This window comes from Actinoallomurus acanthiterrae (genome assembly GCF_054775715.1).
On record NZ_BAAHCO010000001.1, the window covers coordinates 8,307,634 to 8,331,546 of the forward strand.

Genomic DNA, 23,913 nt, shown 5'->3' on the forward strand with positions numbered 1-23,913 from the left:
AGCCCGTGAGCGGTGCCTCGCCGACCGTGGAACGGTCCTTCGCGCCGGCGTGACGTCATTCGGGCGACCAGGTGAGAGGCCGTTCGGCGTCCGGGGTGTAGCGGCAGGTCGCGCCGGTCGTGATCGAGGATCGCAGGATGCCGCCGATCGTGGCGTCCGCGGCGTAGATGTCATCGATCGCCCGCTTGATCGCCTTCCGTACGGCGGTGCGGGCGCGCTCCCGCGGGTCCGGGAACGACCGGGTACGGCCGCCTCTGTCGGCCGTACGGCTGAGCTCCTGCAGCAGCGCCTCGCGTTCGGCGTGCAGCCGCTCGTCCGGTTCCGGATCGGAGGAGGCGGCCTGCGCCAGCCGGCGGGTCAGCTCTTCGGCCCGCCTCCGGTACGCGCTTCGCGCCCTTTCGTCGACCATCGGGTGGCGTGCCGGTTCGACGAGGGTGGTGTCGCCGGTGGCGGACGTGGCCAGCTCGAGGGCGGAGATGGGGTGCGGGCTGGTCAGCAGGCGCGCGAGGTACCCGACGCCGAGGCGGTGGGGGACGACCGCCTGATGGTCCCCCAGCGACAGGATCCACATGCGTCCCTGACGGCGGATGGTGGCATGGCCTTCGTCGAGCACGCGGCTGCGCTGGGCGAAGCGGTCGGCCCGCGACTTCAGCCCGACCGCCTCTGCCTCGTGCCGGGCCTGTTCGAGGAGGTCGGCCGCTCGCTCGCGGTCGCCCGGCCGGTGGCGCCGGAGCAGCGCCTCGGCGAGGTCTCCCAGGGTGACGGCGGTCAGCGGCCGGTTCCCCAGGAGACGACCGGCGGTCGCCGCGCGCTCGAGGTGTTCGACGGCGCGGTCGGGGCGGCCGAACGCGAGGGCGGCCATCCCGAGGGGGCGTTCGACCGAGCCGAGGCAGGTCACCGCCAGCGACGGCGTGATCGAGAGCTCCGCGTACGGGGTGAGCAGGTCGTAGCCCTCCCGGGCGACGGCGGCGTCACCGAGAAGGAACGCCGTCTCCACGATCGACATCATCCCGCCCAGCCACGTGCTGGACTCGGGCAGCGCGGCGAGCCCGGAGGCGGTGAGCTCGTCGAGGATCCGTCGCGCCTTGCCGTGCTCGCCCACGCGGGCGGCCAGAACGGCGGCGGTCGCCTGGAGCCCGAACTCGGCCGGGATGAGCGTCGGTGAGCCGACGATCTCCTCGAGCAGGGGGAGCATCTCGGCGTCGCGCTCCTGGAGCCAGCGAATGGTGACCAGCTGCGCGCCCAGGTAGGCGAACGCGTCGGCGTCGCCGACCTCGCTGCCGAGCTCGAAGCACTCGGCGGCCCTCGCCTCCGCCTCCTCCAGGCGACCGGCGCGGATGAGGAGCATGGTCTCCATGACCTCGGCGATGTACAGGACACTGCGGCAGTTCAGGGCGTCCGCGCGGTCGCGCAGCTCGGCGAGGGCCCGCGGCGCCCGGGGGTCGCCGAGGTGGAACAGGTCGGTGGCCCGCCAGCACAGGCCCATGAGCACGAGCATCCCCGCACCCGCCGGGGACGCGACCGCGATCAGTTCCTCGGCCAGCTTCAGCCGGGTCCGCGCGTAGCGAGGGGCGAGGAGCGCGTGGTGGGTGAGGGAGAGCGCCTCGGCCAGCACGTCGCTGTGGCCGAGGCGCCGCGCCTCCTCGAGGGCGTCGAGGACGGGGTCGACCGGACCGCCCTGGTACACGTCCTCGGCCGCCAGCCGGACGGTGAGCCGGCAGCGCAGCCGGTGTTCGCCGGGGAGCAGCGACGCCAGCGCCCGGCGCTGCAGGCCGAGGACGCGCTCGTGGTCGGGCCGGGAACGGTGCTCGTTCACCCAGACGCCGCCGAGGCCGAGCGCCGCGCGGGCCAGTTCGATCCGGTTCCCCTCGGCGGTCGCGGCGTCGACCGCCCGGCCGAACAGCACGCGGGCCTCGGCCAGCCGGCCGGACATGAGCACCGTCTGCGCCCATTCGACCAGCAGCGCCGCGACCGGGTCGGCCAGGCCGGCCTCCTCGTGCACGGTGACGGCCGCCTCCAGAAGCGATGTGGCCTGGTCGTAGTCGAAGCCGCCGACCATCGCCCTGGCGGCGGCCCGGCAGGCGGTGATCGCGCGGCGCCCGTCCTCCGGCGAACGTGGCGCCGCCCGCAGGGCGTGGGAGGCGTAGCGGGTGAGCTGCCGGGAGGCCGGCGCGGCGGGTGGCCGTCCGGGAGGCGGCGAGGCGGTGAGCTGCGGTCCGGAAGGCGACGACGCCGGTTGCGAGGAGGCCGATTGCCGCGAAGCCGATTGCGGCAGCGCCGGTTGTCGCGGGTCCGGCCGCAGGTCCGGTGGCCGCAGGCTCGGTTGTCGCGGGTCCGGTTGCCGCGAAGCCGGTTGCGGCGGCGCCGGTTGCGGCAGGGCCGGTTGCGGCGGGGCGAGGACGTCGGCCGCTCTGGCGTGCGCCGCGCACCGCTCGCCGACGGTCAGGAGCTCCTGCAGCGACTCGCGGACGAGTTCGTGGGTGAAGGCGAAGTCGCCCTGCCCAGGCGGCGCGACCAGCCCGACCTGCTCGGCTTCGGCCAGCGCCTCGCCTAACTCGGCCGTCGTGCAGTCCGCGACGGCGGCCGCGTGCGCGATGGGCACCGAGGAGCCGAGCACCGACGAACGGCTGAGGACCTGCCGTGCCCGCTCGCCCAGCCGGTCCACGGCCTGGACGATCGCGGCCCGTACGTCCTCTGGGGGCAGCCGCCCGACCACGGGATCGGCCGGTCCCAGGGCGATCACCCGGTGCAGGAAGAGCGGGTTGCCGCCGGTGAGCCGCCACAGCGTGCGCCGCAGGTCCGGATCGACGTCGCGATAGCCGTACGACCGGAGGAAGAGGTCGGTCTCGTCGACGTCGAGGGGGCGCAGCGTCAGCGATCCGGCCTGGTCCTCGAGTTCGTGCAGCAGCCCGGCGGCCGGCGAACGGCCGCCCGCGCCGTGGCGGCGGGTGAAGACCAGTGTGAGGGGCCGCCGGGCGAGGGCGCGGGCGAGGAATCGGGCGAGCAGGACCGCTCCCGGGTCCGCCACGTGGATGTCGTCGATGACGACCAGCACCGGTGAGGTGTCACAGGCACGGGCGAGCTCCTCGCCGACCGCGGCGAACCGCGCGAACCGCTCGGGGTCGACGACCGGCCCGCCGCGATCGGCTCCGAGCAGGTCCGTCGCCGCTCCACGGCCCAGGTCGGACAGGACGGCCTGCCAGGGCCACAGCGGCGGAGCGCCGCCCTCGGGCCAGCACGTGCCCCAGCCGACCGCGAACCCTGCGTCCGCGGCGCGGGAGGCGATCTCCCGGCACAGGTGCGTCTTGCCGATCCCCGGGTCGCCGGCCACCACGACGAGGCGGCCTTCACCGCCGCGCGCCATGGTCAGCGCGTCGTCGAGCACGCGGAGCTCTCTCCCCCGACCGACGAGGTGACGGTCAACCCCCGGCATGCCGTCATGGTGTCACCCGGGGCCCGGAGCGACGCCGGGCGAGCAGCGAAACAGATGGCCGGAAGCGGACAGATTCCCAGCGTCATGCGGGTGTGCCACGCCATGGCACACCCCTCCCCGTCCACGTCACGCCGTAGGGGGCAGGGACGAAGCACCGGGGATCAATGGGGGTCTCATGACAACGGGGTTGAACACGACGGATGACCTCGTGGCGGCTCGATCCGCCTTCGAACGACGCGCCTGGATGGACGCGTGGACCGGGTTCAGGAAGGCCCGCGAGAGCGGCCCGATGTCGGCCGACGACCACGACGCCCTCGCCCAGGCGGCGTGGCGGGTGGGCGAGATCGACGAGTCGCTGGCCGCTTTCACCGACGCGTACCGGCTCTACCAGTGGGAGGCACGACCACGCCCGGCGGCGATGGCGGCGGTGCTCCTGGCCGTGCACCACCTCGAGTGGGGGGACGACGCGATGGGCTCCGGCTGGATGAGCCGGGCGCACCGCCTGCTGCGCGGCGAGGCGGACTGCGCCGAGCACGGCTATCCGATCTACCTCGACATCGCCTCCGCGCTGACCCGCGGGGAGAACGACGAGGCCGCCGACCATGCCCGCAGGATGCAGGGCATCGGGCGCCGGTACGGCGACGCGTTCCTCCTCGCCGCCGGCCTGCTCGGCGAGGGACGGGCGCTGGTCGGCCTCGGCCGCGCGGGCGACGGGCTCCCGCTGCTCGACGAGGCGATGCTCACGGCGTTCTCCGACGGGTTGCACCCGATCTGGTCCGGCGCGGTCTTCTGCAACCTCATGGACGTCTGCCACGAACTGGGCGACCTGACGCGGGCCGCCGAGTGGACACGGACCGCCACCCGGTGGTCCGACGTCGTCCCCGCGACCGTGCCGTACCGCGGTGCCTGGCGGGTCCACCGGGCACGGATCCTCCGGATGCGGGGGGCGTGGGGACCGGCCGGACGCGTGGCCGAGCGCGCCGCCGGGGACCCGGCGCATGTGCGCGTCTGCGTGCTCGCCGAGGCGCTGTACGAGGCCGGTGAGGCCCGCCGGCTCCGTGGCGACGCGACCGCCGCCGAGGGCTTCTTCCGGCGGGCCCATCAGCTCGGCCGCGATCCGCAGCCGGGGCTGGCGTTGCTCCGGCTCTCCCAGGGCCGGCCGGACGCCGCCGCGGCGTCCATCCGGGCCGCGCTCGTCGCCGAGAGCGGGAACGCCCTCGCGCGGGCGCGGCTGCACCCGGCCCAGGTGGAGATCGCGCTCGCCGTCGGCGACGCGGGCACGGCCCGCGTCTCCGCCGCGGAGCTCGAGGCCACGGCGGCGGCCTACGGCACTTCGGGTCTGCGGGCGGAGGCGGCACAGGCCCTCGGCTCGGTCCTGCTCGCCGACGGGAAGGCCGACGACGCGCTGGCCGTGCTGCGGACCGCGCGCCGGATGTGGCAGGAGCTCGACGCGCCGTACGCCGTCGCGCGGACGCGGCTGCTGCTCGCCGAGGCGTACCGGTCGCTCGGCGACGAGGACGCCGCGCACCTGGAGTCCGAGGCCGCCCACGACCGGCTGCGGGAGCTGGGCGCGCCGCCCGGCGACCGGGCCACCGCGCCCGTCCGTGACGGACGCCTCGGCGGGCGGGACCCGCTTCCCGACGGGCTGACCGAGCGCGAGGCCGAAGTGCTGCGCAACGTCGCCGCCGGAGGCAGCAACCGGCAGGTCGCGACCACTCTGCGCCTCAGCGAGAAGACGGTGGCGCGGCACCTGTCGAACATCTTCACCAAGCTCGGTCTGTCCTCGCGCACCGCCGCGGCGGCCTACGCCTTCGAGCACGGGCTCGCCGCCCCACCGCATGGGTAGAACGACCCATTCCCCGAGAACCGCGACTACATGATTCGGCCGATGTGCCGGAATCGACGCGCCACCTAATCTTCAGGTCAAGCGGTTTCGAAACGATTCCTCGCAGCACGCCGGGGGAAGCATGTCGCACACCAATTTCACGATCTCCGACCCTGATTTCTACGACAGTCTGGAGAGAATGCCGGACGAGAATATGCGGTTCGCCGCCGCGAGCCGTCCGGTGCCGGACGGCTGGAAGCTCGAGCAGCTGCGGGAGTGGGTGTACGTCCAGCCCGTGGAGGCGCACCTCCCCGACCAGGGCTGGAAGATCCACGTCGGCGTGCGCCTGGACGAGGCCGTGGCGGCGATCGACATCGTCTGGGATCACTGCGTGTCCCACGGAATCGCCTTCAAATTCCTGCGCAGCCGCCCGATGGCGCTCATGTCGAATTTCAAGTACGCACATCGGGGTTCCAGCGGAAAACTGATCACCATTTATCCGCGCGACGAGAACGAACTGCGCACGACACTGGAAGAGCTCGACCGGAAACTCGCCGGATTCACCGGGCCGTACATCCTCAACGACCTGCGCTGGCGCGGCGGCCCGCTCCACGTGCGGTACGGCGGGTTCACCCTGCGGTACTGCGTCTCCGGCACCGGGGAACTGCTGCCGGCCATCGAGGACCCGACCGGGCGGCTGGTCCCCGACGAGCGGCAACCGTCCTTCCGCGTGCCGTCCTGGGTGACCGTGCCGGACTTCATCGCCGCCCAGCAGGCGGCGGGTTCGGAGTCGGACGCGGAGTTCCCGTACCGCGTCGAGGAGGCCCTGCACTTCTCCAACGCCGGCGGCGTCTACCGCGCGGTGGACCTGCGCACCGGGAAACGGATCGTGCTCAAGGAGGCGAGGCCCCACGCGGGCCTCGACCGCAACGGCCATGACGCGGTCGCCCGCATGGCCCGCGAAGAGCACGCCCTCCGGCTACTGGCCGGCCGTCCCTTCGTGCCCGCGCTGGTGGAGTCCGCGCGGTACTGGGAGCACCACTTCCTCGGCCTGGAGTACATCGAGGGCGAGACGCTCTTCCGCGCCAGTGGGCTCCGGGATCCGCTGATCCACCACAGCCCCGGCGAGCGGGAGGTCGCCGAATACACCGAATGGGTGCTGCACGTCGTCGCCCAGGTGGAATCGGCGCTGCGCGAGATGCACGGCGACGGCATCGTCTACGGCGATCTGCATTCGTCCAACGTCATCGTGCGCCCCGACGACCGCATCGCGCTCGTCGACTTCGAGTCGTCCTCGCACATCACCGAGAAGCACCGGCCCGGGCTGGCCGCGACGGGTTACGCCGGACCCGACACACTGACCGGTTTCGACGTCGACGAGTACGCGCTGGCGTGTCTTCGGCTGGCGGCCTTCCTGCCCCTCACCGCGATGATGCAGTGGGATCCCCGCAAGTCGCTGGACCTGCTCGACATCATCGTCGACCGATTCCCGGTGCCCGCGGACTTCGGCTCGGTCGTCACCCGCGGGCTCTTCCCGGCGGAACGGCCCGTGGTCTGGAGACGCCGCGCCGCCGATCCCGACTGGGACTCCCTGTTCGACTCGGCGGTGGCCGGGATCGTGTCGAGCGCGACGCCCGAGCGACCGGACCGGCTGTTCCCCGGCGACATCGACCAGTTCCGGTACGGCGGCGCGAACCTCGCGTACGGCGCCGCGGGCGTGCTGTACGCGCTAGCGGAAATCGGCCGGTCCGACCACCCGGAGTTCACCGACCACGTGGACTGGCTGGTGAGCACCTGCCGGGGCACGCCCCTTCCGTACGCGGGGTTCTACAACGGGCTGCACGGCATCGCCTTCGCCCTGGACCGGATCGGCCAACGGGACGAGGCGCTGACCGTCTTCGAGCGGGCCCTGGACATGGGCGACACCATCCGCTCGGTCGACCTGTTCGGCGGGCTGGCGGGAGTCGGCCTGAACGTCCTCTACTTCGCCGGCCGGACCGGTGACCGGACACTGCTGGACGAACCGCTCGCGTACGCCGCGCGGCTCGCCCGCGCCGTCGAGGAGGACGGCGCCGACCTCGCTCCGCCCTCGCGACCCGGCCTGATGCACGGGTTCAGCGGAGTCGCGCTGTTCTTCGTACGGCTCTTCGAGGCCACCGGGGATCCCGCCCACCTCGACGTCGCCGCGGCGGCACTGCGACGCGACCTGGAAGGGTGCAAGGAGGCCCTGGACGGCCTGTACGTGCGCGAGCCGTCGCGCATCCTGCCGTACCTCGACGCCGGCAGCGGAGGGATCGGCGTCGTACTCCACGAGTACCTCCGCCACCGCCCGGACCCGGAGTTCGAACGGGCCCGGGACCTCGTCCGGGACACCTGCCGCGCCGAGTTCGTGGTGCTGCCCGGCCTGTTCTCGGGCCGCACCGGGCTCATGACCTGCGCCCGCCATCTCGGCGACGGCCGCGACGCCGGCGTCGACGTGCACCTGCGGCGCATGTTCTGGCACACGGTCGAGCACCGGGGCGCCGTGTTCTTCCCGGGCGACGGCATGCTCCGCCTCTCCACAGACCTGGCGACGGGATCCGCGGGGATCCTGCTCGCCGTGCACATGGCGGTCGAGGGGAGGCCCGGCGGTCCCCTTCCATTCCTGGCCGCCGGGCACCCCGCGACCACCGTGATCCCAACGCTCGAGACCGGACGGAGGTGAAAGACATGAAGGCGATCCTCGACCTGCAGAACCTCAAGCACGAGGCCTACTCGCGAGAGCTGTCCAGCAACAAGAGCTCGATCTGCTGCATCAAGACCTCCTGATCAGCCACCGGGCGACGCCCGATCGGCGTCGGCCCTTCCGGCGGGGGTCGCCGGCCCTCTCCGAGTGCCGGCGGCCCTCCGCCCCACGCCCCCGGCGACCCGCGCGTCCCGGGACTCCCCTTCGGACGGAGGTGAAAGACATGAAGGCGATCCTCGACCTGCAGAACCTCGAGCAGGAGGCTCCCGCGGCGGAGCTGTCCAGCCAGGCCAGCAGCATCTGCTGCATCCAGACCCACTGATCCACCGGGCACGGTGCTGGCATTCCGAAGGCGGTGCCGGCGCTGCGGGGCGCCGACACCGCCGCCCACACCACACCAGCCCCCCGCCCGCGGGCAGACCCGCCATCCGCACCACCGCAACTCCCCGCCGTCCGCACCACCGCAACCCCCCGCCGCCCACACCACCGCAAACCCGCCGCCCGCACCACCGCGACCCCCAGCCGTCCGCACCACCGCAAACCCGCCGCCTTCCACACCACAGCAGACCCGCCGCCGCCCACACCACCGCAAACCCGCCGCCCGCACCACCGCGACCCCCAGCCGTCCGCACCACCGCAAACCCGCCGCCTTCCACACCACAGCAGACCCGCCGCTCATCGATCGGGAGAATGGCGTGAGAACCTCCGAACCGCTGCGCGCCAACCGCGAGTTCCGCGACATCTGGATCGCGCAGGCACTGTCCAAACTGGGATCGCAGGCGTCGTACCTCGCACTGCCGCTCCTCGTCCTCTCCCTGACCCACTCCCCCGCCCAGGCGGGCCTGGTCGGTCTGGTCAAAGGGGTGGCGGAGGTCGCCTTCCTGCTCCCCGGCGGCACCCTCTCGGACCGGCACGACCGGCGGCGGACCATGCTCACCTGCGACATCGTGCGCTCCCTCGGGATGGCGGCACTGGCGTACTCGGTGGCCGTCCACCGCACGGTGCTTCCGCTCATCCTCGTCGTCGCGGCGGTCGACGGCGCCTGCACGAGCGTCTTCGCCGGGGCCGTGAGCGGCGCCGTACGACGCCTCGTGCCCGAGGAGCGCTTCGCCTCCGCCATCGCGCTGATCCAGGCCCGCAACGCCGCCGTCTACACGGCGGGACCCGCGCTCGGCGGGCTGCTGTTCGAACTGTCCCCTGTGGTCCCGTTCGTCGCCGACGCGGGCTCGTACCTCTTCTCGATGGCCGCGGTGCTGGCCATCCGCACGCCCATGACCGCGCGGCGGGGCGACGGCGAGACCGGCACCGGATTCTGGAGGGACACCGCCGAGGGGCTCCGCTTCGTGATGCGCTCGGCGTACCTGCGCAACGTCGTGCTCAACGCGACGGTGACCAACTTCACCTACGGCGGCATCGTCCTGGTCGCGGTGGCGGCGAGCTACGAGGGTGGCTCGTCCGGGCTGTCCGTGGGCAGCATCGTCACGCTCTCGGGGCTCGGCTCGCTGGTCGGCTCCCTCTTCGCGCCGCGGGCGATCGGACGCCTCGGCACACGGCAGATCGTCCTGGCGGTCTGCTGGGCCGACGCCGTCCTCGCGCTCCTGATGGCGACCACCTCGCGGCCCTTGGTCCTCGGGGCGCTCATCGCGCTGAGCGGCCTGCTCACCCCGGCCCTCAACGTCGTCTTCGGCAGCACGCTGCTGCGCATGACCCCCGACCACCTGCAGGGCCGGGTGCAGAACACCGTCAGCTTCACCGCGATGTCCCTGGCGCCCCTCGGCCCGATGTTCGCCGGCGCACTGCTCGGCGGGCTCGGCGCCGTCGTGGCCTTCATGTCCTTCGGACTGTTCCTCTGCGCGATCGCCGGCGTCAACACCGCGAAACGGCACCTGTTCGACGCACCGGCGACCGATTCCCCCGCCGAGCGGCCCGCGCCGGGCACCGCCGCCGCCGAGCCGCCTCCCGCTCCGGCCCGGTGAGGAAGCACGACCGCTATGGCCGGGTCTGGACGGCGACGGGCATGAACGCTGACAGAACGGATCACTTTCTCTACACTCCGCTGTCGTGTCCGGCCCTCCCGCAGTCCCGCCGCCCCTGTTCCCGGCCCCGTTCCCCGGTCCGATGCAGCCGGAGCCTCCCGATGGCGCCGCGCCGCGCGTCCGGCGACTGACGGCCTGGGGGATCGACACGGCGCTGCTGTGGGGCGCCGCCGTCCTGCTCGCCATGCTGACCTGGGCACGGCTACACGGATACGTCATGGACGACCTGCCGGGGAAGGCCCTGTCCGCGACCGGCGGCCTGCTGCTGTCCGGCGGCGACGTGGAGAAGGCCGCGACCGACTTCGGCACCGGCGTGTGGACGACGTTCGTCGGCGACGTCGAGCAGGCGCTCGTCCTGCTCATCGCGATCCAGGTGCTGTACCAGTTCGCCGCGCACGCCTGGCTGGGACGCACGCTCGGCAAGGCGGCAATGGACATCCGCGTCCGGGCCGCCGCCGACGGCGACGCCGCCGGCAAGGCGCGCGCCTTCCGCCGCGCCCTCGTCACCACCGCGGGCGGGACGGGACTGTACTGCCTGGCCTGGATGCTCCTCCTGGAAAGCCAGTTCGTCCTCGCGCTGGCCACCTGGATGCTCTCCGCCGGCGTCTTCGCCGCCAACAGCCTGCCCGCGCTCTTCGGCGGCCGCCGCCGCACGCTCGCCGACCTGCTGGCCGGAACCGCCGTCGTCCGCGCCCGCACGTACGAGCGCGCCGTCGCCGCCGCACGTCAGGGCGCCGAGCAAGCCTGGGACGGCGCCCAGGCCGCGGGGCAGATCGCCTGGGACGGCGCGCAGGCGGCCGGGCAGGTCGCCCGCGAGGGCGCCCAAGCGGTGGGACACGTCGCTTGGGACGGTGCCCAGGCGGCCGGGCAGGTCGCCAGGGACGCCGCCCGCGAGCAGGCCGCCCGCATCGCGCAGTCCGATCACGTACGGCGCGTCGTGGAGTCCGAACGCGCCCAGCGTGTCCAAGGCATGGGCCGGCGGCTGGGCGGCCGGATCAAGAACGCATACCAGGAACGCGCGGCCGGCCGGTCTCCCCAGGAGGCGCCGCCGCTCCCGAATCCGAACACCGCTCCGGCCCGGGACGGTGCACCGCCTTTCCCGGATCCCGCTACCGGCAGGGAGGAGGCACCGCCGATTCCGGACCCCGGTCCCGCACCGGCCCTGCCGCCGCCGCGGCCGCGATACGACCTGCTCCAGGACACGTACGGCCAGGAGGCCCCGCATGTCCCGCCCCCGGCACAGGAGGAGCGGGTCCGTCCAGACGAGTCATGAGGTTTTTCAGCGGGCGAGACCGCTTCAACGTGCACAAAAGCGACAAAAGTCGAATGACCTGACGAGGCCTGGTTATCTCCCATTAGAGTGATCGCCATGGCCCTGGTACGCATGGTGGTGGAGAACTACCGCTCCTTCAAGGAACGACAGGAGATCGAACTCCGACCGATCACCGTCATCCTCGGCAAAAACAACTCCGGCAAAAGTGCGCTCACCAGGCTTCCACTGATCATCGAAACGGGCATTCGTACCGATTCGGAGCTTCCGCTCGATCTCGACAGGCTGGGAGATGACCCACCGGAATTTCTGGATCTTGTTTATGGGCGAAACGTGCACCGCCCTCTCAAGCTGGAAATGACCACAGAAAGCAGCGGGCGCACCACCCACCTTAGAGCGACGATCCAGAACGTAGACGAGAGGAAGAGTCAGTTCGTCAGCGAACTAGAGATCGAATACAACGGCTGGCAAGCTCGGTTCACGTGGACCCCCGAAGGGGGAGACGATGTCTACGAAGTGACTTCGAGCCAGAAGCCTTCCATGACGGGCAGGGTGCAATTTCATGGGATCCTTCCAAGAAATAGCATCGAAAAATATACTGACCACAATCTCGGCGAGGCATCTTTTTCCGCCTTTGCCGGAATTGGCCGGATTAGATATCTGGGCCCCTATCGGCAGCGCCCGTCACGCCTTACCCGCCTTCCCTCTCGGACCGCCGCCGAGGTCGGTGCCGCAGGAGAGAACGCTGCCGGGATGCTCGTCAACGACCACGTCCGAGGCGGACGCGCGCTGATCCGGCAGGTCAACGAACTCCTCGGTGACAGCTTGATGGGATGGTGCCTCGAGATCGAGCCGCAAGGGCCGCTATACGCGGTCAATCTTCGGTCGACCACGGACCCGGATCTCGCAGTCAACCTCCTCGACTCCGGCACTGGCGTCGCGCAGGTGCTTCCTCTGCTCGTGCAACGCGCTCAGGACCTGACCGCTCAACCGCACGACGGGACGCTACAGGTGGTGGAAGAACCCGAACTGCATCTTCATCCCGCGTTCCACGCCCTGCTCGCCGACCTGTTCATCACGGCGGCCGCGCAACACGGACGATTTCTGATCGAGACGCACAGCGAGACGCTGCTGCTCCGGCTCCGCCGACGCATCGCGGAAAAAAGGATCGCACCCGACGACGTGGCGGTCTATTTCGTTGACCATCGCGAAGGCACCTCACACGCACGTCGAATCAAGATCGACGAACTCGGCAACCTGGACTACTGGCCCAGCGGGGTCTTCTCTGAGGACTTCGAGGAGACCAAAAAGCTTGCCGAAGCACAGTTCGCCAGGGAGCGTAATGAAGGTTGAACTGGCAGCTGATGTCTTCACTGAAGATGGCTTCGAACTGATCGTCACACTGCTTCAGTACTTCTCCCAAGACAGGCATGAGTGGGTCGTGGACATGCATCACGTCCCCCTTATGGAGGAGTACTTCGGGGAACAGGCGCCTAAGCGGGCGGATGTCTGGCTCCAGTTGGCACGCAAGGGGATGGTCAGCGAGACATGGACCGCCGAGCCGTCTCGGCGCGCCAAGGTGACGGTCACGCGGGAGAGCCTGGCGGACCACGTCGACGATCTCGGCTCGGCCGCTCGACTCGTCGTGGAGAACGGGGAAGGGGACGGTGCCTTCGTCCTGGCTATCGCACACGTCTTCGGAGCCGGCAAAGTCGTCAAGGCAAAGGAATGTCACTGGCTCAAGTTCGTTCAGGGCGGAGGCAGCGGCGAGGTTCCCAAGGTCGCACGGAAGGAGCATGAGGATTTCAAGCGGACCAGCCGGGTGACCTTTCTTCTGGACAGCGATCGCATGACGCCGGACGAGCCATCCAAGCACGAGCCGGTCGCCGATGAACTCCGCGATGCCGGCATCAACGGACACATCCTGCGCTTCCGCGAGGCGGAGAACTATGTGCCCAACCGGATCCTTGCCGCGGCCTTAGTGCCCGAGCAACGCAGCGTCGTCGCTGAGCGAATCAGGCATCTGAAAACGCTCACTCCCGAACAACGAGCCCACTTCGACATGAAAAAAGGGTTCGCCGACCGTAAAAGGGAGGGGTTCGAAATCCCTCCCGAGCAGCAGGACCTCTATGCTTCGCTACCCGAGCCCAGCCGGGTGGTGCTCCGACTGGGATTCGGTGATGGCCTCACGGCAATCCTCCTGCGCGAAGCCGAAGCAGGCAACCTGGGCGAGGAAGACTTCGCCGCGCTCGGCCCAGAAGTATGCGACGAGCTGCGTGCGATCCTAGACCTGGTGCAACGAATCCTCTAGGAAGACGTCATGGCCACCCACGAAGACGAGCACGGACTGACCGCCCCCGGCGGGTATCAAGGGACCGGCGGCGAGATCGGCGTTCGACCGGACGTCAATCTGCTCGAGACCTACCTCGCCGAGGTCAGCAAGGGCCAGTTGCGGATCCCGAAGTTCCAGCGGCCGTTCGTCTGGCGGCCCGATCAGATGCTGGACCTGTTCGACAGCATCGAGCGGGGCTATCCCATCGGCAGCCTGCTGCTCTGGGAGACCGACCTGGAACTGGAGAGCCTGGACCATGTCGGCGGCCTGTCCGTCCCAACAGCTCCGCGCGAGTTGGCCACCTACGTCCTCGACGGACATCAACGGCTGTCGACCCTCTATTCCTGCCTTTACCTCACCGAGGCCGACAAGACCGTCGAAGATGACGACGCACCACGGTGGCTCTGGCAGATTTACCGGATCCTGGGTCTTGGAGACAGCCGAGCCAACCGGTACGTCCACTGGAAGAAAGCTGGGCCGCCCCCGTCCAGCTATCTGCCGGTGAGCTCGGTCCGGAGAACCCTCGACTTCCTCGCCTACGCCCGCAACCTCTCGAAGAGCTACGAAGGCCAGGAGTACGACGAATTGATCGAAGAGGCCGAGCAGGTGGCCCAGCGCATCAAGTCGTACAAAATCTCAGTAGTGACGCTGCTCGGCGGGAGTCTCGCGCAGGCGGTAGAGGTGTTCTCCCGGGTCAACAGCAAGGGCCAGGCGATGAGCCCCGACCAGATGGTCTCGGCGCTGACCTACAAGGGCGGCGGCGAGGAGAGCCTGGCCAACCGTATCGACGCGATCCTGGAGCACATCGCCGAGGAGGGATTCGGGCAGATCAACTCCACGACGGGCTTCCGCGCAGTGTTGGCGGTCGCGGGTGAGGAGGAGGTCACCGGAGCCCGCTGGGACGTGCTGGCCCGCAGAGTCGAAGGCAAGGTCTCGCAGGCGGTAGAAGACGCCGATCGCGCCCTCTCTCTGGCGGTGGCCTTCCTCCGGGACCGGGTGGGGGTGCCACTTGCCCGCCTCATCCCCTACAACAACCAGTTGATGCTGCTGACCCTGTTCTTCCATCTCTGCCCCGCCCCTTCCGACGAGCAGGTCGGCGGGCTGATCCGTTGGTTCTGGATCACGTCATGGTCAGGACAGTTCGCCAGCATGAACTCGACCACTAGCAGGCAATCGATCCAGGACATGCGGGCATTCGCCACGGGGCACAAGGAACTAAAGGACTTCGCCGGAAGCCAGGGGATGTTCGATTTCGCCGATCAGCGTCCCCGATCCTTTCCGGACAAGTTCGATCTGCGAAGTGCGCGGGTCAGGGCCTATCTGCTCTGGGAGTTGCGCGAGTTCCCGGTTCGATACAGCGTGACGGGAGCGGAATACCAGGCGATCGATGTGATCCGCCGGCTCGACACTGCTGCCTTCCGGCGTATCTCCAACAAGGCGGGCTTGTCCAACGGCTCCCATCCGGCCAACCGCGTCGTGCTTCAGCCAAGCCCAGGGTCCAACTCCCGGCAGTACATGATCAACAGTTTGAGAAGGGCTTACGAAAAAGGAATTCTCGGCGTCTCCGACGAAGCGCTCGCGAGGCTGGCCACCGGTGCGGAGGAAGAGTTCATCGACCTGCGCGGTGCCGAACTGGCGAAACAGGAGCGGCGGTTCATCGACACGATCGCAGCTGCCGCCGAACCGAGCGATTACGGCGGCGCAGAGATCGACACGGAATGACCCGTGCTGTCTTCGGTGGGCCCCTCGGAGACGAGGGGCCCACCGAAGACAGCACTCAGCCTGCTGGATGACGCTGGGCTTCAGCGGGCAGGCAGACCCAGGTGGCGGGCGATGAGCATTCGCTGGACCTCGGAGGTGCCCTCGCCGACTTCGAGGATCTTGGCGTCGCGGTAGAAGCGGCCGACCGGGTACTCGTTCATGAAGCCGTAGCCGCCGAAGATCTGGGTGGCGTCGCGGGCGTTGTCCATCGCGGCGTTGGAGGCGACGAGTTTGGCGATGGCGGCCTCCTTCTTGAAGGGCTCCCCGGCCAGCAGCCGGGACGCCGCCGCGTAGTAGGCGAGCCGTGCCGTGTGCGCCCGCGTCTCCATGTCCGCGATTTTGAACTGGATGGCCTGGTACTCGCCGATCGCCCGGCCGAACGCCTCGCGCTCGCGCACGTACTTCAGGCACTCGTCGACGCAGCCCTGGGCGAGGCCGACCGAGAGCGCGGCGATCGCGATGCGGCCCTCGTCGAGGATCCGCAGGAACTGCGCGTAGCCCCGGCCGCGCTCCCCCACGAGGTTCTCCTCGGGGACGCGGACGTCGGTGAAGGACAGTTCGCGGGTGTCGGAGGCGTTCCAGCCGACCTTGGAGTACTTCTTCCCTACGGTGAAGCCGGGGGTGCCCGACGGCACGATGATCGTGGAGATCTCACCCTCGCCGGTCAGCGCGGCCACCGTGACCGCGACCGTGACGTCGGTGCCCGCGTTGGTGATGAACGCCTTGGACCCGTTGATGACCCAGTGCCCGTCCTCGAGCCGCGCGGTGGTGCGCATGCCGCCGGGCACGTCGGTGCCGCCGCCGGGCTCGGTCAGCCCGAAGGCGGCCAGCCGCTCACCCGAGCACAGGCGCGGCAGCCACTCGCGCTTCTGCTCCTCGGTGCCGAACCGGAAGATCGGCATGGCGCCCAGGGAGACGCCCGCCTCGAGGGTGATGGCGACCGAGGAGTCGACGCGGGCGAGCTCTTCCAGCGCGACGCACAGCGCGAAGTAGTCGCCGCCCATCCCGCCGTACTCCTCGGGGAAGGGCAGCCCGAAGAGCCCCATCTTCCCCATCCGGGCGACGATGTCGTACGCGAACGCGCCCCGCTCGTAGTAGTCGCCGATGACCGGCGCCACCTCGTCGCGGGCGAACGTCTCGACGGTGCGGCGCAGCGCCTCGTACTCCTCGTCGAGGGTGAATCCGATCATTGGTCGCTCCCTTGCTCTTTGGACAGGGCCTGGACGACGCGGGACGGGCTGGGGCGTCCGAGGCGTTCGGCCATCCAGAGGCTCGTCTCGGCGAGGCGGCGCACGTCGACGCCGGTCTCGATGCCCAGGCCGTCGAGCATCCACACGAGGTCCTCGGTGGCCAGGTTCCCTGTCGCGCTTTTGGCGTACGGGCAGCCGCCGAGGCCGCCCGCCGAGGCGTCGACGGTGGTGACGCCGCAGCGCAGGGCGGCCAGGGTGTTGGCCAGCGCCTGCCCGTAAGTGTCGTGGAAGTGCACGCCGATCCGGTCGACGTCGACGCCCGCCGCCGGCAGCGCGCCGATGAGGGCCGTGACGTGCCCGGGTGTGGCGACGCCGATGGTGTCGCCGAGGGAGAGTTCCGTGCAGCCGAGGTCGAGCAGGCGGGTGGCGACCGAGACGACCTGCTCGATCGGCACGTCGCCCTCCCACGGGTCGCCGAAGCACATCGAGACGTACGCGCGCACGTCGAGGCCGGCCGCGCGGGCCCGCTCGACGACGGGCGCGAACATCTCCACCGACTCGTCGATCGTCCGGTTGAGGTTGCGCCGGGCGAACGTCTCGGTCGCGCTGCCGAAGATCGCGATCTCGGTGACGCCAGCGTCGAGCGCCCGGTCCAGGCCGCGCTCGTTCGGGACGAGTACCGGATAGCGGACGCCCTCGGCGCGCTCCAGCCCGCCGAGCAGTTCGGCGGCGTCGGCCAGCTGCGGCACCCACTTCGGATGAACAAAGCTCGTCGCCTCGATCACCCGCAGTCCGGCCCCGGCGAGCCGGGTGATGAACTCCCGCTTGACCTCGACCGGGACGATCGCCGATTCGTTCTGCAGGCCGTCCCGCGCCCCGACCTCATAGACGGTGACCCGGGGCGGCAGGCCCTCGAGCGGTACGCGCATCAGCGATCTCCCTTCGGGGTGACGACGGCGAGGACCCCGGAGACCGTGACCCTGGACGGCAGGCCATCCAGCGGTACGTGCATCAGCGATCTCCCTTCGGGGTGACGACGGCGAGGACCTCGTCGAGGGCGACCTGCGCGCCGGGCTGTACGGTCAGCCCGCTGACGACGCCGTCGACCGGCGCGGTGACGGTGTGCTCCATCTTCATCGCCTCGACGATCACGAGCGGCTGACCGGCCACCACCTCGTCGCCGTCGGCCGCCTTGACGGCCGCGACGGTGCCGGGCATGGGGCTGCGCACGGCACCGGCGGAGACGGTGGTCTCGGTGGCCCGCGCGGCGAGGGGTTCGGTCTCCTCGAGCGACCAGACCCGGCCGTCCCGGCCGAGCCGGCAGACGTCCCCGTCGCGGGCGCACACGAAGCGCGTGCGGTCCCCGGCGTAGTCGACGACCAGGTCGGCGCCGTGGCGGCGGGCCGCGACCCGTACGGGCTCGGCGCCGTCGACCGACACCTCCGCGTCGGCGGCCCGGCCGCGGATCCGCACCTCGCGTCCGGCGATCCGCCAGGTCGTCCAGGCGGGCCGGCCGACGCGCCAGCCGTCCAGGACGTCCCAGGGGCCGGGGTCGGGCACCTCCAGCGCGAGCATCCGCTCCAGGGCCGCGGCAGCGAGGACGTCTTCGGGGATCTCCTCGGCCGGCTCGGCGGGGCGGCGCTCGACCAGGCCGGTGTCGAGCCGCCCGGCGACCACGTCGGGGTCGGTCAGCAGGGACCTCAGGAACGCGACGTTCGTCCCGACGCCCAGCAGCGTGTACGAGGCGAGCGCGCGGTCCAGCCGGCGCAGCGCGGTCGCGCGGTCCGGCCCGGCGGCGATGACCTTGGCCAGCATCGGGTCGTACGAGCCGCCGACGACGGTCCCCTCGACCAGGCCGGAGTCGACCCGGACGCCGGGACCGGCGGGCTCGGCCAGCAGCAGCACCCGCCCGCCGGTGGGCAGGAAGCCCCGGGCGGGGTCCTCGGCGTACACCCGAGCCTCGACCGCGTGCCCGGCGAACGCGACCGCGTCCTGCGCGAACGGCAGCGGCTCCCCCGCGGCGACCCGCAGCTGTAGCTCTACCAGGTCCAATCCCGGCCGGTCGCCGATCGCGACGGCCATCTCGGTCACCGGGTGCTCGACCTGCAGGCGGGTGTTCATCTCCATGAAGAAGTACTCGTCGGGACGGTCGGCGGAGACGATGTACTCGACCGTGCCCGCACCGACGTAGCCGACGGCCTTCGCGGCGGCGACGGCGCTCGCACCCATCGCGGCGCGGATCCGCTCGCCCTCCGGGCCGGTGCCGAGCAGCGGCGACGGCGCCTCTTCGACGATCTTCTGGTGGCGGCGCTGCAGGCTGCACTCGCGCTCGCCGAGGTGGACGGCGTCGCCGTGCGCGTCGGCGAACACCTGGATCTCGATGTGCCGGGGGTTGTCGATGTAGCGCTCGACGAGCAGCGTGTCGTCGCCGAACGCCCCGAGCGCCTCTCGCCGGGATGCCGCGATGGCGTCCCGCAGCCCACCGGGGTCCTCGACCCGGCGCATGCCCTTGCCGCCACCGCCCGCCGACGGCTTGAGCAGCACGGCCGCGCCTGCGTTCAGGCCGACCTCCATCGCCGCGGCGGCCAGCTCGTCGTCGCTCAGCCCCGCCTCGTCGCGCCCCGGCACGACGGGGACGCCCGCGGCGGCGACCGTCCGCTTGGCCCGGATCTTGTCGCCCATGGCGGCGATCGCGTCCGGCGGCGGGCCGACGAAGACGATCCCGTGCTCGGCGCACGCGCGGGCGAGGTCGGGGTTCTCGGCGAGGAAGCCGTACCCGGGGTGCACCGCCTCGGCGCCCGCCCGTACGGCCGCCCCGACGACGTCGTCGACGTCGAGATAGCCGCGCACCCACTGGGCCGCGTCGGCCTCCCGTACGTGCCGGGCGTCCGCGTCGGCGTCGGTGTAGGTCACCACGGACCGGATCCCCAGCCGCCGCAGCGTACGGATGATCCGGCAGGCGATCTCGCCGCGATTGGCGATCAGGACGGAGTCGAACATGGTCACATCCGGAAGATGCCGTAGCCGACGGGTTCGAGTGGGGCGTTGGCGCAGGCCGCCAGGGCGAGGCCGAGCACCCTGCGTGTGTCGAGAGGGTCGATCACGCCGTCGTCCCAGATCCGCGCCGTGGAGTAGTAGGGGCTGCCCTGACGCTCGTACTGTTCCCGGATCGGCTTCTTGAACTCCTCTTCCTCCTCGGCCGGCCACTCGTCGCCGAGCTGGTCGCGGCGTACGGTCGCCAGCACCGACGCGGCCTGCTCCCCGCCCATGACCGAGATCCGGGCGTTCGGCCACATCCAGAGGAAACGCGGCGAGTAGGCGCGGCCGCACATCGCGTAGTTCCCCGCGCCGAACGACCCGCCGATGATGACCGTCAGCTTCGGCACCCGCGCGCACGCCACGGCGGTGACCATCTTGGCCCCGTGCTTGGCGATGCCACTGGCCTCGTACTCCCGGCCGACCATGAACCCGGTGATGTTCTGCAGGAACACCAGCGGGATCGACCGCCGGTCGCACAGCTCGATGAAGTGCGCCCCCTTGAGCGCCGACTCGCTGAACAGGATGCCGTTGTTCGCGACGATCCCGACGGGCTGCCCGTGGATGTGGGCGAAGCCGGTGACGAGCGTCGGCCCGTACCGCTCCTTGAACTCGTGGAACCGGCTGCCGTCCACGATCCGCGCGATCACCTCGCGCACGTCGTACGGCGTCCGGGGGTCGGGCGGGACGATGCCGCGCAGCTCCGCGGGGTCGGCGGCGGGCTCCTCGGACTTCAGGACGGCCCACGGCGCGGGTCCGGGCGGCTCGAGCGTGGCGACGATGGACCGGACGATGCGCAGGGCATGGGCGTCGTCGTCGGCGAGGTGGTCGACGACGCCCGAGACGCGCGAGTGCACGTCCCCGCCGCCCAGTTCCTCCGCGCTGACGACCTCTCCGGTGGCGGCCTTCACCAGCGGCGGGCCGCCGAGGAAGATCGTTCCCTGTTCCCGGACGATGACGGTCTCGTCGCTCATCGCCGGGACGTACGCGCCGCCGGCGGTGCAGGAGCCGAGCACGGCGGCGATCTGCGGGATGCCCCGCTCGGACATCGTCGCCTGGTTGAAGAAGATCCGGCCGAAGTGCTCGCGGTCGGGGAAGACCTCGTCCTGCCGGGGCAGGAACGCTCCCCCGGAGTCGACGAGGTAGACGCACGGCAGCCGGTTGTGCAGCGCGACCTCCTGGGCGCGCAGGTGCTTCTTCACCGTGACCGGGTAGTACGTGCCGCCCTTGACCGTCGCGTCGTTGGCCACGACCACGCACTCGCGCCCGGACACCCGACCGACGCCGGTGATGATGCCCGCCGCCGGGGCCTCGTCGTCGTACATCCCGGTCGCCGCCAGCGGCGACAGCTCCAGGAACGGCGAGCCCGGGTCGAGCAGGGCGTCCACCCGGTCCCGTGGCAGCAGCTTGCCCCGCGCGACGTGCCTCTGCCGGGAGCGTTCGGGGCCACCTTGGGCCGCCCGATCCAGGCGCTCGCGCAACTCGCCGGCGAGCGCGAGGTTCTCCTCGGCGTTGCGCTGGAATGCCGCCCCACGTACGTCCGCGCGGCTCCCCAGCCGCGGAGCTTCCACCACAGGCCCTCCTGTTAACGATCGTTAACAAGTCCGATGTTAATCAACGTTAACAGCACCGTCTAGACTCTTGGACATGGCCGAGGCGACCGCTCCACCGACCCGCCGGCTGGAGATCCTCTCCGCGGCGGCGGAGCTGTTCGCCCGGCGCGGCTACCACGGCGTGTCCATCGGCGACCTGGGGCGGGCCGTCGGCCTCACCGGACCGGCGCTGTACCGGCATTTCCGCGGCAAGGAGGCCCTGCTCGCCGAGATGCTCCTCGACATCAGCGAACGCCTCTTCACCGAGGGCGGACGCCGCGTCGAGGCCGCCGAGAGCCCGGCCCTGGCCCTGGACGCGCTGCTGCGCTGGCACATCGACTTCGCGCTCGACAACCCCGCCCTCATCACGGTCCACGTACGGGAACTGGGCAACGTCCCCCAGCCGCAGCGCCGCGAGATCCGCCGCCTGCAGCGCGCCTACGCGGAGGAATGGGTCCAGGTCCTGCGCCTCATCCACCCGGAGGCGCCCGACGACCGCGCCCGCTCCGCCACCCACGCGGTCTTCGGCCTGCTCAACTCCACTCCGCACAGCACCGGCGACCTCAGCCGCGACGCGATGGCGGGGCTCCTGCACGCCATGGCCTCCGACGCCCTCACCGGCGCGTTCCGGCCGTAGGTCGCGGGACGAGCTTGGCGATCACCGACGGGAGCGGGTCGCCGCCGAGCGCCTCGCGCAGTTCCGCCACGCCCTCCGTACGCCGTTCCGGATCGAGAGAGACGTAGTGCTCGATCCGTTCGTTGAACGTGCCCCGGAAGCACCGGTAGAGCCCGTCGTCGTCATGGATCCGGCCGGCGATCGAGACGATGGCCGCGGTGCCGGCGAGGTCGTCCTCCGGCACCGGATGATGCGGCAGGACATCGGCGAACCGGCCGGCCGACCGGCCGAAGAGCGTGTCGGCGAGCCGCCGGATCGTGAAGACGTGCGCGTAGTGCTGTTCGGGCAGAGCCAGCGGCAGCCGCCCGAGGGCCATCGCCTCGTGCAGCGCCGTCAGCCCCGGAGCGAGCAGGTAGTCCGGAACGGCCGCCGCACGCCGCAGCAGGTCACGCTGTGCCAGGAGACGACAGTCCGCGCGACGGCCCGCGACCGAGATCGTCTGCTCGCGGCCCGGTCCGAAGGGCCCGCCGCACACCAGGACGCGCGCGAATCGCGGCCAGTCGCGCAGCAGGTCCGGAATCCACCGGTGGAGCAGCCGCAGATAGTCGTTGTTGACGTCGAAGTCCAGCAGGAAGTTCTGAAATCCGCCGACGTTGATCAGCAGGTCGCATCCGGGATCGGCATCGACCGGCAGGTGCCGCAGCCCTTCCAGGTCGATGATCGAGCCGGTCAGGTGGATCTCGGGGCCGATACCGAGAGCGGCGAACTCGGCCACCCGCTTGGATACGCCGGGGAAGTTCTGCACGACACTGTGCGTGGCGAGCAGGTGCGCCGCGATGACCCGCTCGTGCGGGGACAGACCGGCCAGGTGCCGGTCGGCCGCCGCGAAGGACGAACGCGGCAGGCTTGCGCACAGGTCGTGGACGGCCGCCGCGGGGCGGCGGAGCAACCAGAAACCGAACAGGCTGTCCACCATGACGACCGGACGGCCCGCCACGGCGGCCCGCAGGACCAGGTCGGCGTCCATCACCGAGATCACCAGGTCACCGGCCTCGACCAGGCCGTCGATCGACGCGGACGCGGTGCCCGGCGCATCGTGGACCTCGTCGAAGGCGTCGGCGTTGCGGCGCGCGAACAGCGCCGCCACCCCGTCACCGACGAACACCCTCTCATGGCCGGCCAGCAGCCGGGAGACCGCGACCAGTTCGGCCGCCGGGCCAAAGCCGCAGTTCTGCGCCCCCATCACGATCCGCATGTCATCGCCCCTCGATCTCGCGATGCGGCCGTGGCCGCGAACACCTCGACGAGCCGCCCGGCGAAGGCGACGGGATTCTTCGCGTAGCCGACATGGCCGCCGGGGAAGAGCACCGGGCGGTGACCGAGCCGCTCGGCGAGGGCGACCGCCGGGCGGTGGACGGTGTACGTACGCGAGTCTTCGCCGCCCGCCATCACGATCCGCTCCCCCACGGTGCGGAGCGCGGCGAGATCGGGGACGTGACGGGTGAACGGCCGGACGACGTGGGCGAGGAAGAACGCGTTGTTGTCGCCGGCTTCGGGCAATGCCGGCGCGGGACGGCCGCCGAAGATGCCGCTGAGCCTGTCCAGCGCCGATGCCACGCCCTCGCGACGGAACACCGCGTGTACCTCGTCGAAGAACGCCCGGTGAGCCTCCGCGTCCGGCAGCAGCGCCATCACGGGTGGCTCGTGGGCGACCACCGTACGGACCCGCTCGGGATGGCGGATCGCGAGTTCGAGCGCGACGAGCCCGCCCGCGCACCCCCCGAACACACGCACCGGCTCTCCGTCGGCGGACAGATGGTCGAGCAGGCGATGGGCGTCGTCGGCGTGGACGTCGACCCGCTGGTCGGCCGGCGGCCCGTGAAGGCAGCTGCGGGAGTTGCCGCGCGGATCGTAGGAGACCACGCGGTGGCGGGCGGCGAGGACCGCCGCCATCGGTCCGAACACGGCCGCGTCCGAGGCTCCTCCGGCGATGAGTAACAGCAGGGGCCCCGCGCCGCGTACCTCATAGTGCAGTGTCGCGCCGGGCACCGCGAGCGTGCCGATCTCCAGGGCATCCATCGCGCTCCAGCCGAGAAT

Annotated in this window: 15 protein-coding genes; 8 read left to right on the forward strand and 7 right to left on the reverse strand. The window is 70.9% G+C overall.

The window, feature by feature from the left end:
• Window positions 1–55: 55 nt before the first annotated feature.
• Window positions 56–3,433, reverse strand: a complete 3,378-nt coding sequence (locus tag ACYVF7_RS39155) for an ATP-binding protein (RefSeq protein WP_460350724.1) — start codon at window positions 3,431–3,433, stop codon at window positions 56–58.
• Between the two features lie 175 nt (window positions 3,434–3,608).
• On the opposite strand from ACYVF7_RS39155, the gene ACYVF7_RS39160 reads away from it, so the two are divergent.
• From ACYVF7_RS39160 to ACYVF7_RS39190, 7 genes are all read left to right on the forward strand, one after another.
• The gene (locus tag ACYVF7_RS39160; RefSeq protein ID WP_460350726.1) at window positions 3,609–5,279 is read left to right on the forward strand and encodes a helix-turn-helix transcriptional regulator; all 1,671 of its coding nucleotides are present in this window, start codon (window positions 3,609–3,611) and stop codon (window positions 5,277–5,279) included.
• A 121-nt stretch (window positions 5,280–5,400) separates the two neighbouring features.
• Complete coding sequence (lanKC, locus tag ACYVF7_RS39165) at window positions 5,401–7,962, forward strand: class III lanthionine synthetase LanKC (RefSeq protein ID WP_460350728.1); 2,562 nt, start codon at window positions 5,401–5,403, stop codon at window positions 7,960–7,962.
• A 716-nt stretch (window positions 7,963–8,678) separates the two neighbouring features.
• Complete coding sequence (locus ACYVF7_RS39170; RefSeq protein WP_460350730.1) at window positions 8,679–9,959, forward strand: MFS transporter; 1,281 nt, start codon at window positions 8,679–8,681, stop codon at window positions 9,957–9,959.
• A gap of 85 nt (window positions 9,960–10,044) precedes the next feature.
• Window positions 10,045–11,292 carry an RDD family protein gene (locus tag ACYVF7_RS39175; protein ID WP_460350732.1) on the forward strand — a complete coding sequence of 416 codons (1,248 nt, stop codon included), beginning with the start codon at window positions 10,045–10,047 and terminating at the stop codon, window positions 11,290–11,292.
• Between the two features lie 96 nt (window positions 11,293–11,388).
• A complete protein-coding gene (locus ACYVF7_RS39180) occupies window positions 11,389–12,642 on the forward strand; it encodes an AAA family ATPase (RefSeq protein ID WP_460350734.1) in 1,254 nt (417 codons plus the stop codon).
• Complete coding sequence (locus tag ACYVF7_RS39185; RefSeq protein WP_460350736.1) at window positions 12,632–13,600, forward strand: hypothetical protein; 969 nt, start codon at window positions 12,632–12,634, stop codon at window positions 13,598–13,600. Before ACYVF7_RS39180 ends, ACYVF7_RS39185 begins: the two co-directional genes overlap by 11 nt.
• Before the next feature lie 9 nt (window positions 13,601–13,609).
• The gene (locus ACYVF7_RS39190) at window positions 13,610–15,343 is read left to right on the forward strand and encodes a DUF262 domain-containing protein (protein WP_460350738.1); all 1,734 of its coding nucleotides are present in this window, start codon (window positions 13,610–13,612) and stop codon (window positions 15,341–15,343) included.
• An 80-nt stretch (window positions 15,344–15,423) separates the two neighbouring features.
• Here the strand turns inward: ACYVF7_RS39190 and ACYVF7_RS39195 are convergent, their stop codons facing one another.
• The 4 genes from ACYVF7_RS39195 to ACYVF7_RS39210 form a co-directional block, all read right to left on the reverse strand.
• Window positions 15,424–16,572, reverse strand: a complete 1,149-nt coding sequence (locus ACYVF7_RS39195) for an acyl-CoA dehydrogenase family protein (protein ID WP_460350740.1) — start codon at window positions 16,570–16,572, stop codon at window positions 15,424–15,426.
• Window positions 16,569–17,501, reverse strand: coding sequence for a hydroxymethylglutaryl-CoA lyase (locus ACYVF7_RS39200; protein ID WP_460350742.1), 933 nt, complete (start codon window positions 17,499–17,501; stop codon window positions 16,569–16,571). The genes ACYVF7_RS39195 and ACYVF7_RS39200 overlap by 4 nt, the downstream gene beginning before the upstream one ends.
• An 82-nt stretch (window positions 17,502–17,583) precedes the next feature.
• A complete protein-coding gene (locus ACYVF7_RS39205) occupies window positions 17,584–19,572 on the reverse strand; it encodes an acetyl/propionyl/methylcrotonyl-CoA carboxylase subunit alpha (RefSeq protein ID WP_460350744.1) in 1,989 nt (662 codons plus the stop codon).
• 2 nt (window positions 19,573–19,574) lie between these two features.
• Entirely contained in the window at window positions 19,575–21,182 is a 1,608-nt protein-coding gene (locus ACYVF7_RS39210; RefSeq protein ID WP_460350746.1) for a carboxyl transferase domain-containing protein, read from the reverse strand.
• A 73-nt stretch (window positions 21,183–21,255) separates the two neighbouring features.
• On the opposite strand from ACYVF7_RS39210, the gene ACYVF7_RS39215 reads away from it, so the two are divergent.
• Entirely contained in the window at window positions 21,256–21,837 is a 582-nt protein-coding gene (locus ACYVF7_RS39215) for an SACE_7040 family transcriptional regulator (protein WP_460350748.1), read from the forward strand.
• On the opposite strand, the gene ACYVF7_RS39220 is transcribed toward ACYVF7_RS39215, so the two are convergent.
• Together ACYVF7_RS39220 and ACYVF7_RS39225 are read right to left on the reverse strand one after the other, a co-directional pair.
• Window positions 21,815–23,071: a hypothetical protein gene (locus tag ACYVF7_RS39220; RefSeq protein ID WP_460350753.1), complete on the reverse strand. Its 1,257-nt coding sequence runs from the start codon at window positions 23,069–23,071 to the stop codon at window positions 21,815–21,817. The genes ACYVF7_RS39215 and ACYVF7_RS39220 overlap by 23 nt on opposite strands.
• Window positions 23,059–23,895 (reverse strand): alpha/beta fold hydrolase, encoded by an 837-nt coding sequence (locus ACYVF7_RS39225; protein WP_460350755.1) that lies wholly within the window; start codon window positions 23,893–23,895, stop codon window positions 23,059–23,061. Before ACYVF7_RS39225 ends, ACYVF7_RS39220 begins: the two co-directional genes overlap by 13 nt.
• Window positions 23,896–23,913: the final 18 nt, after the last annotated feature.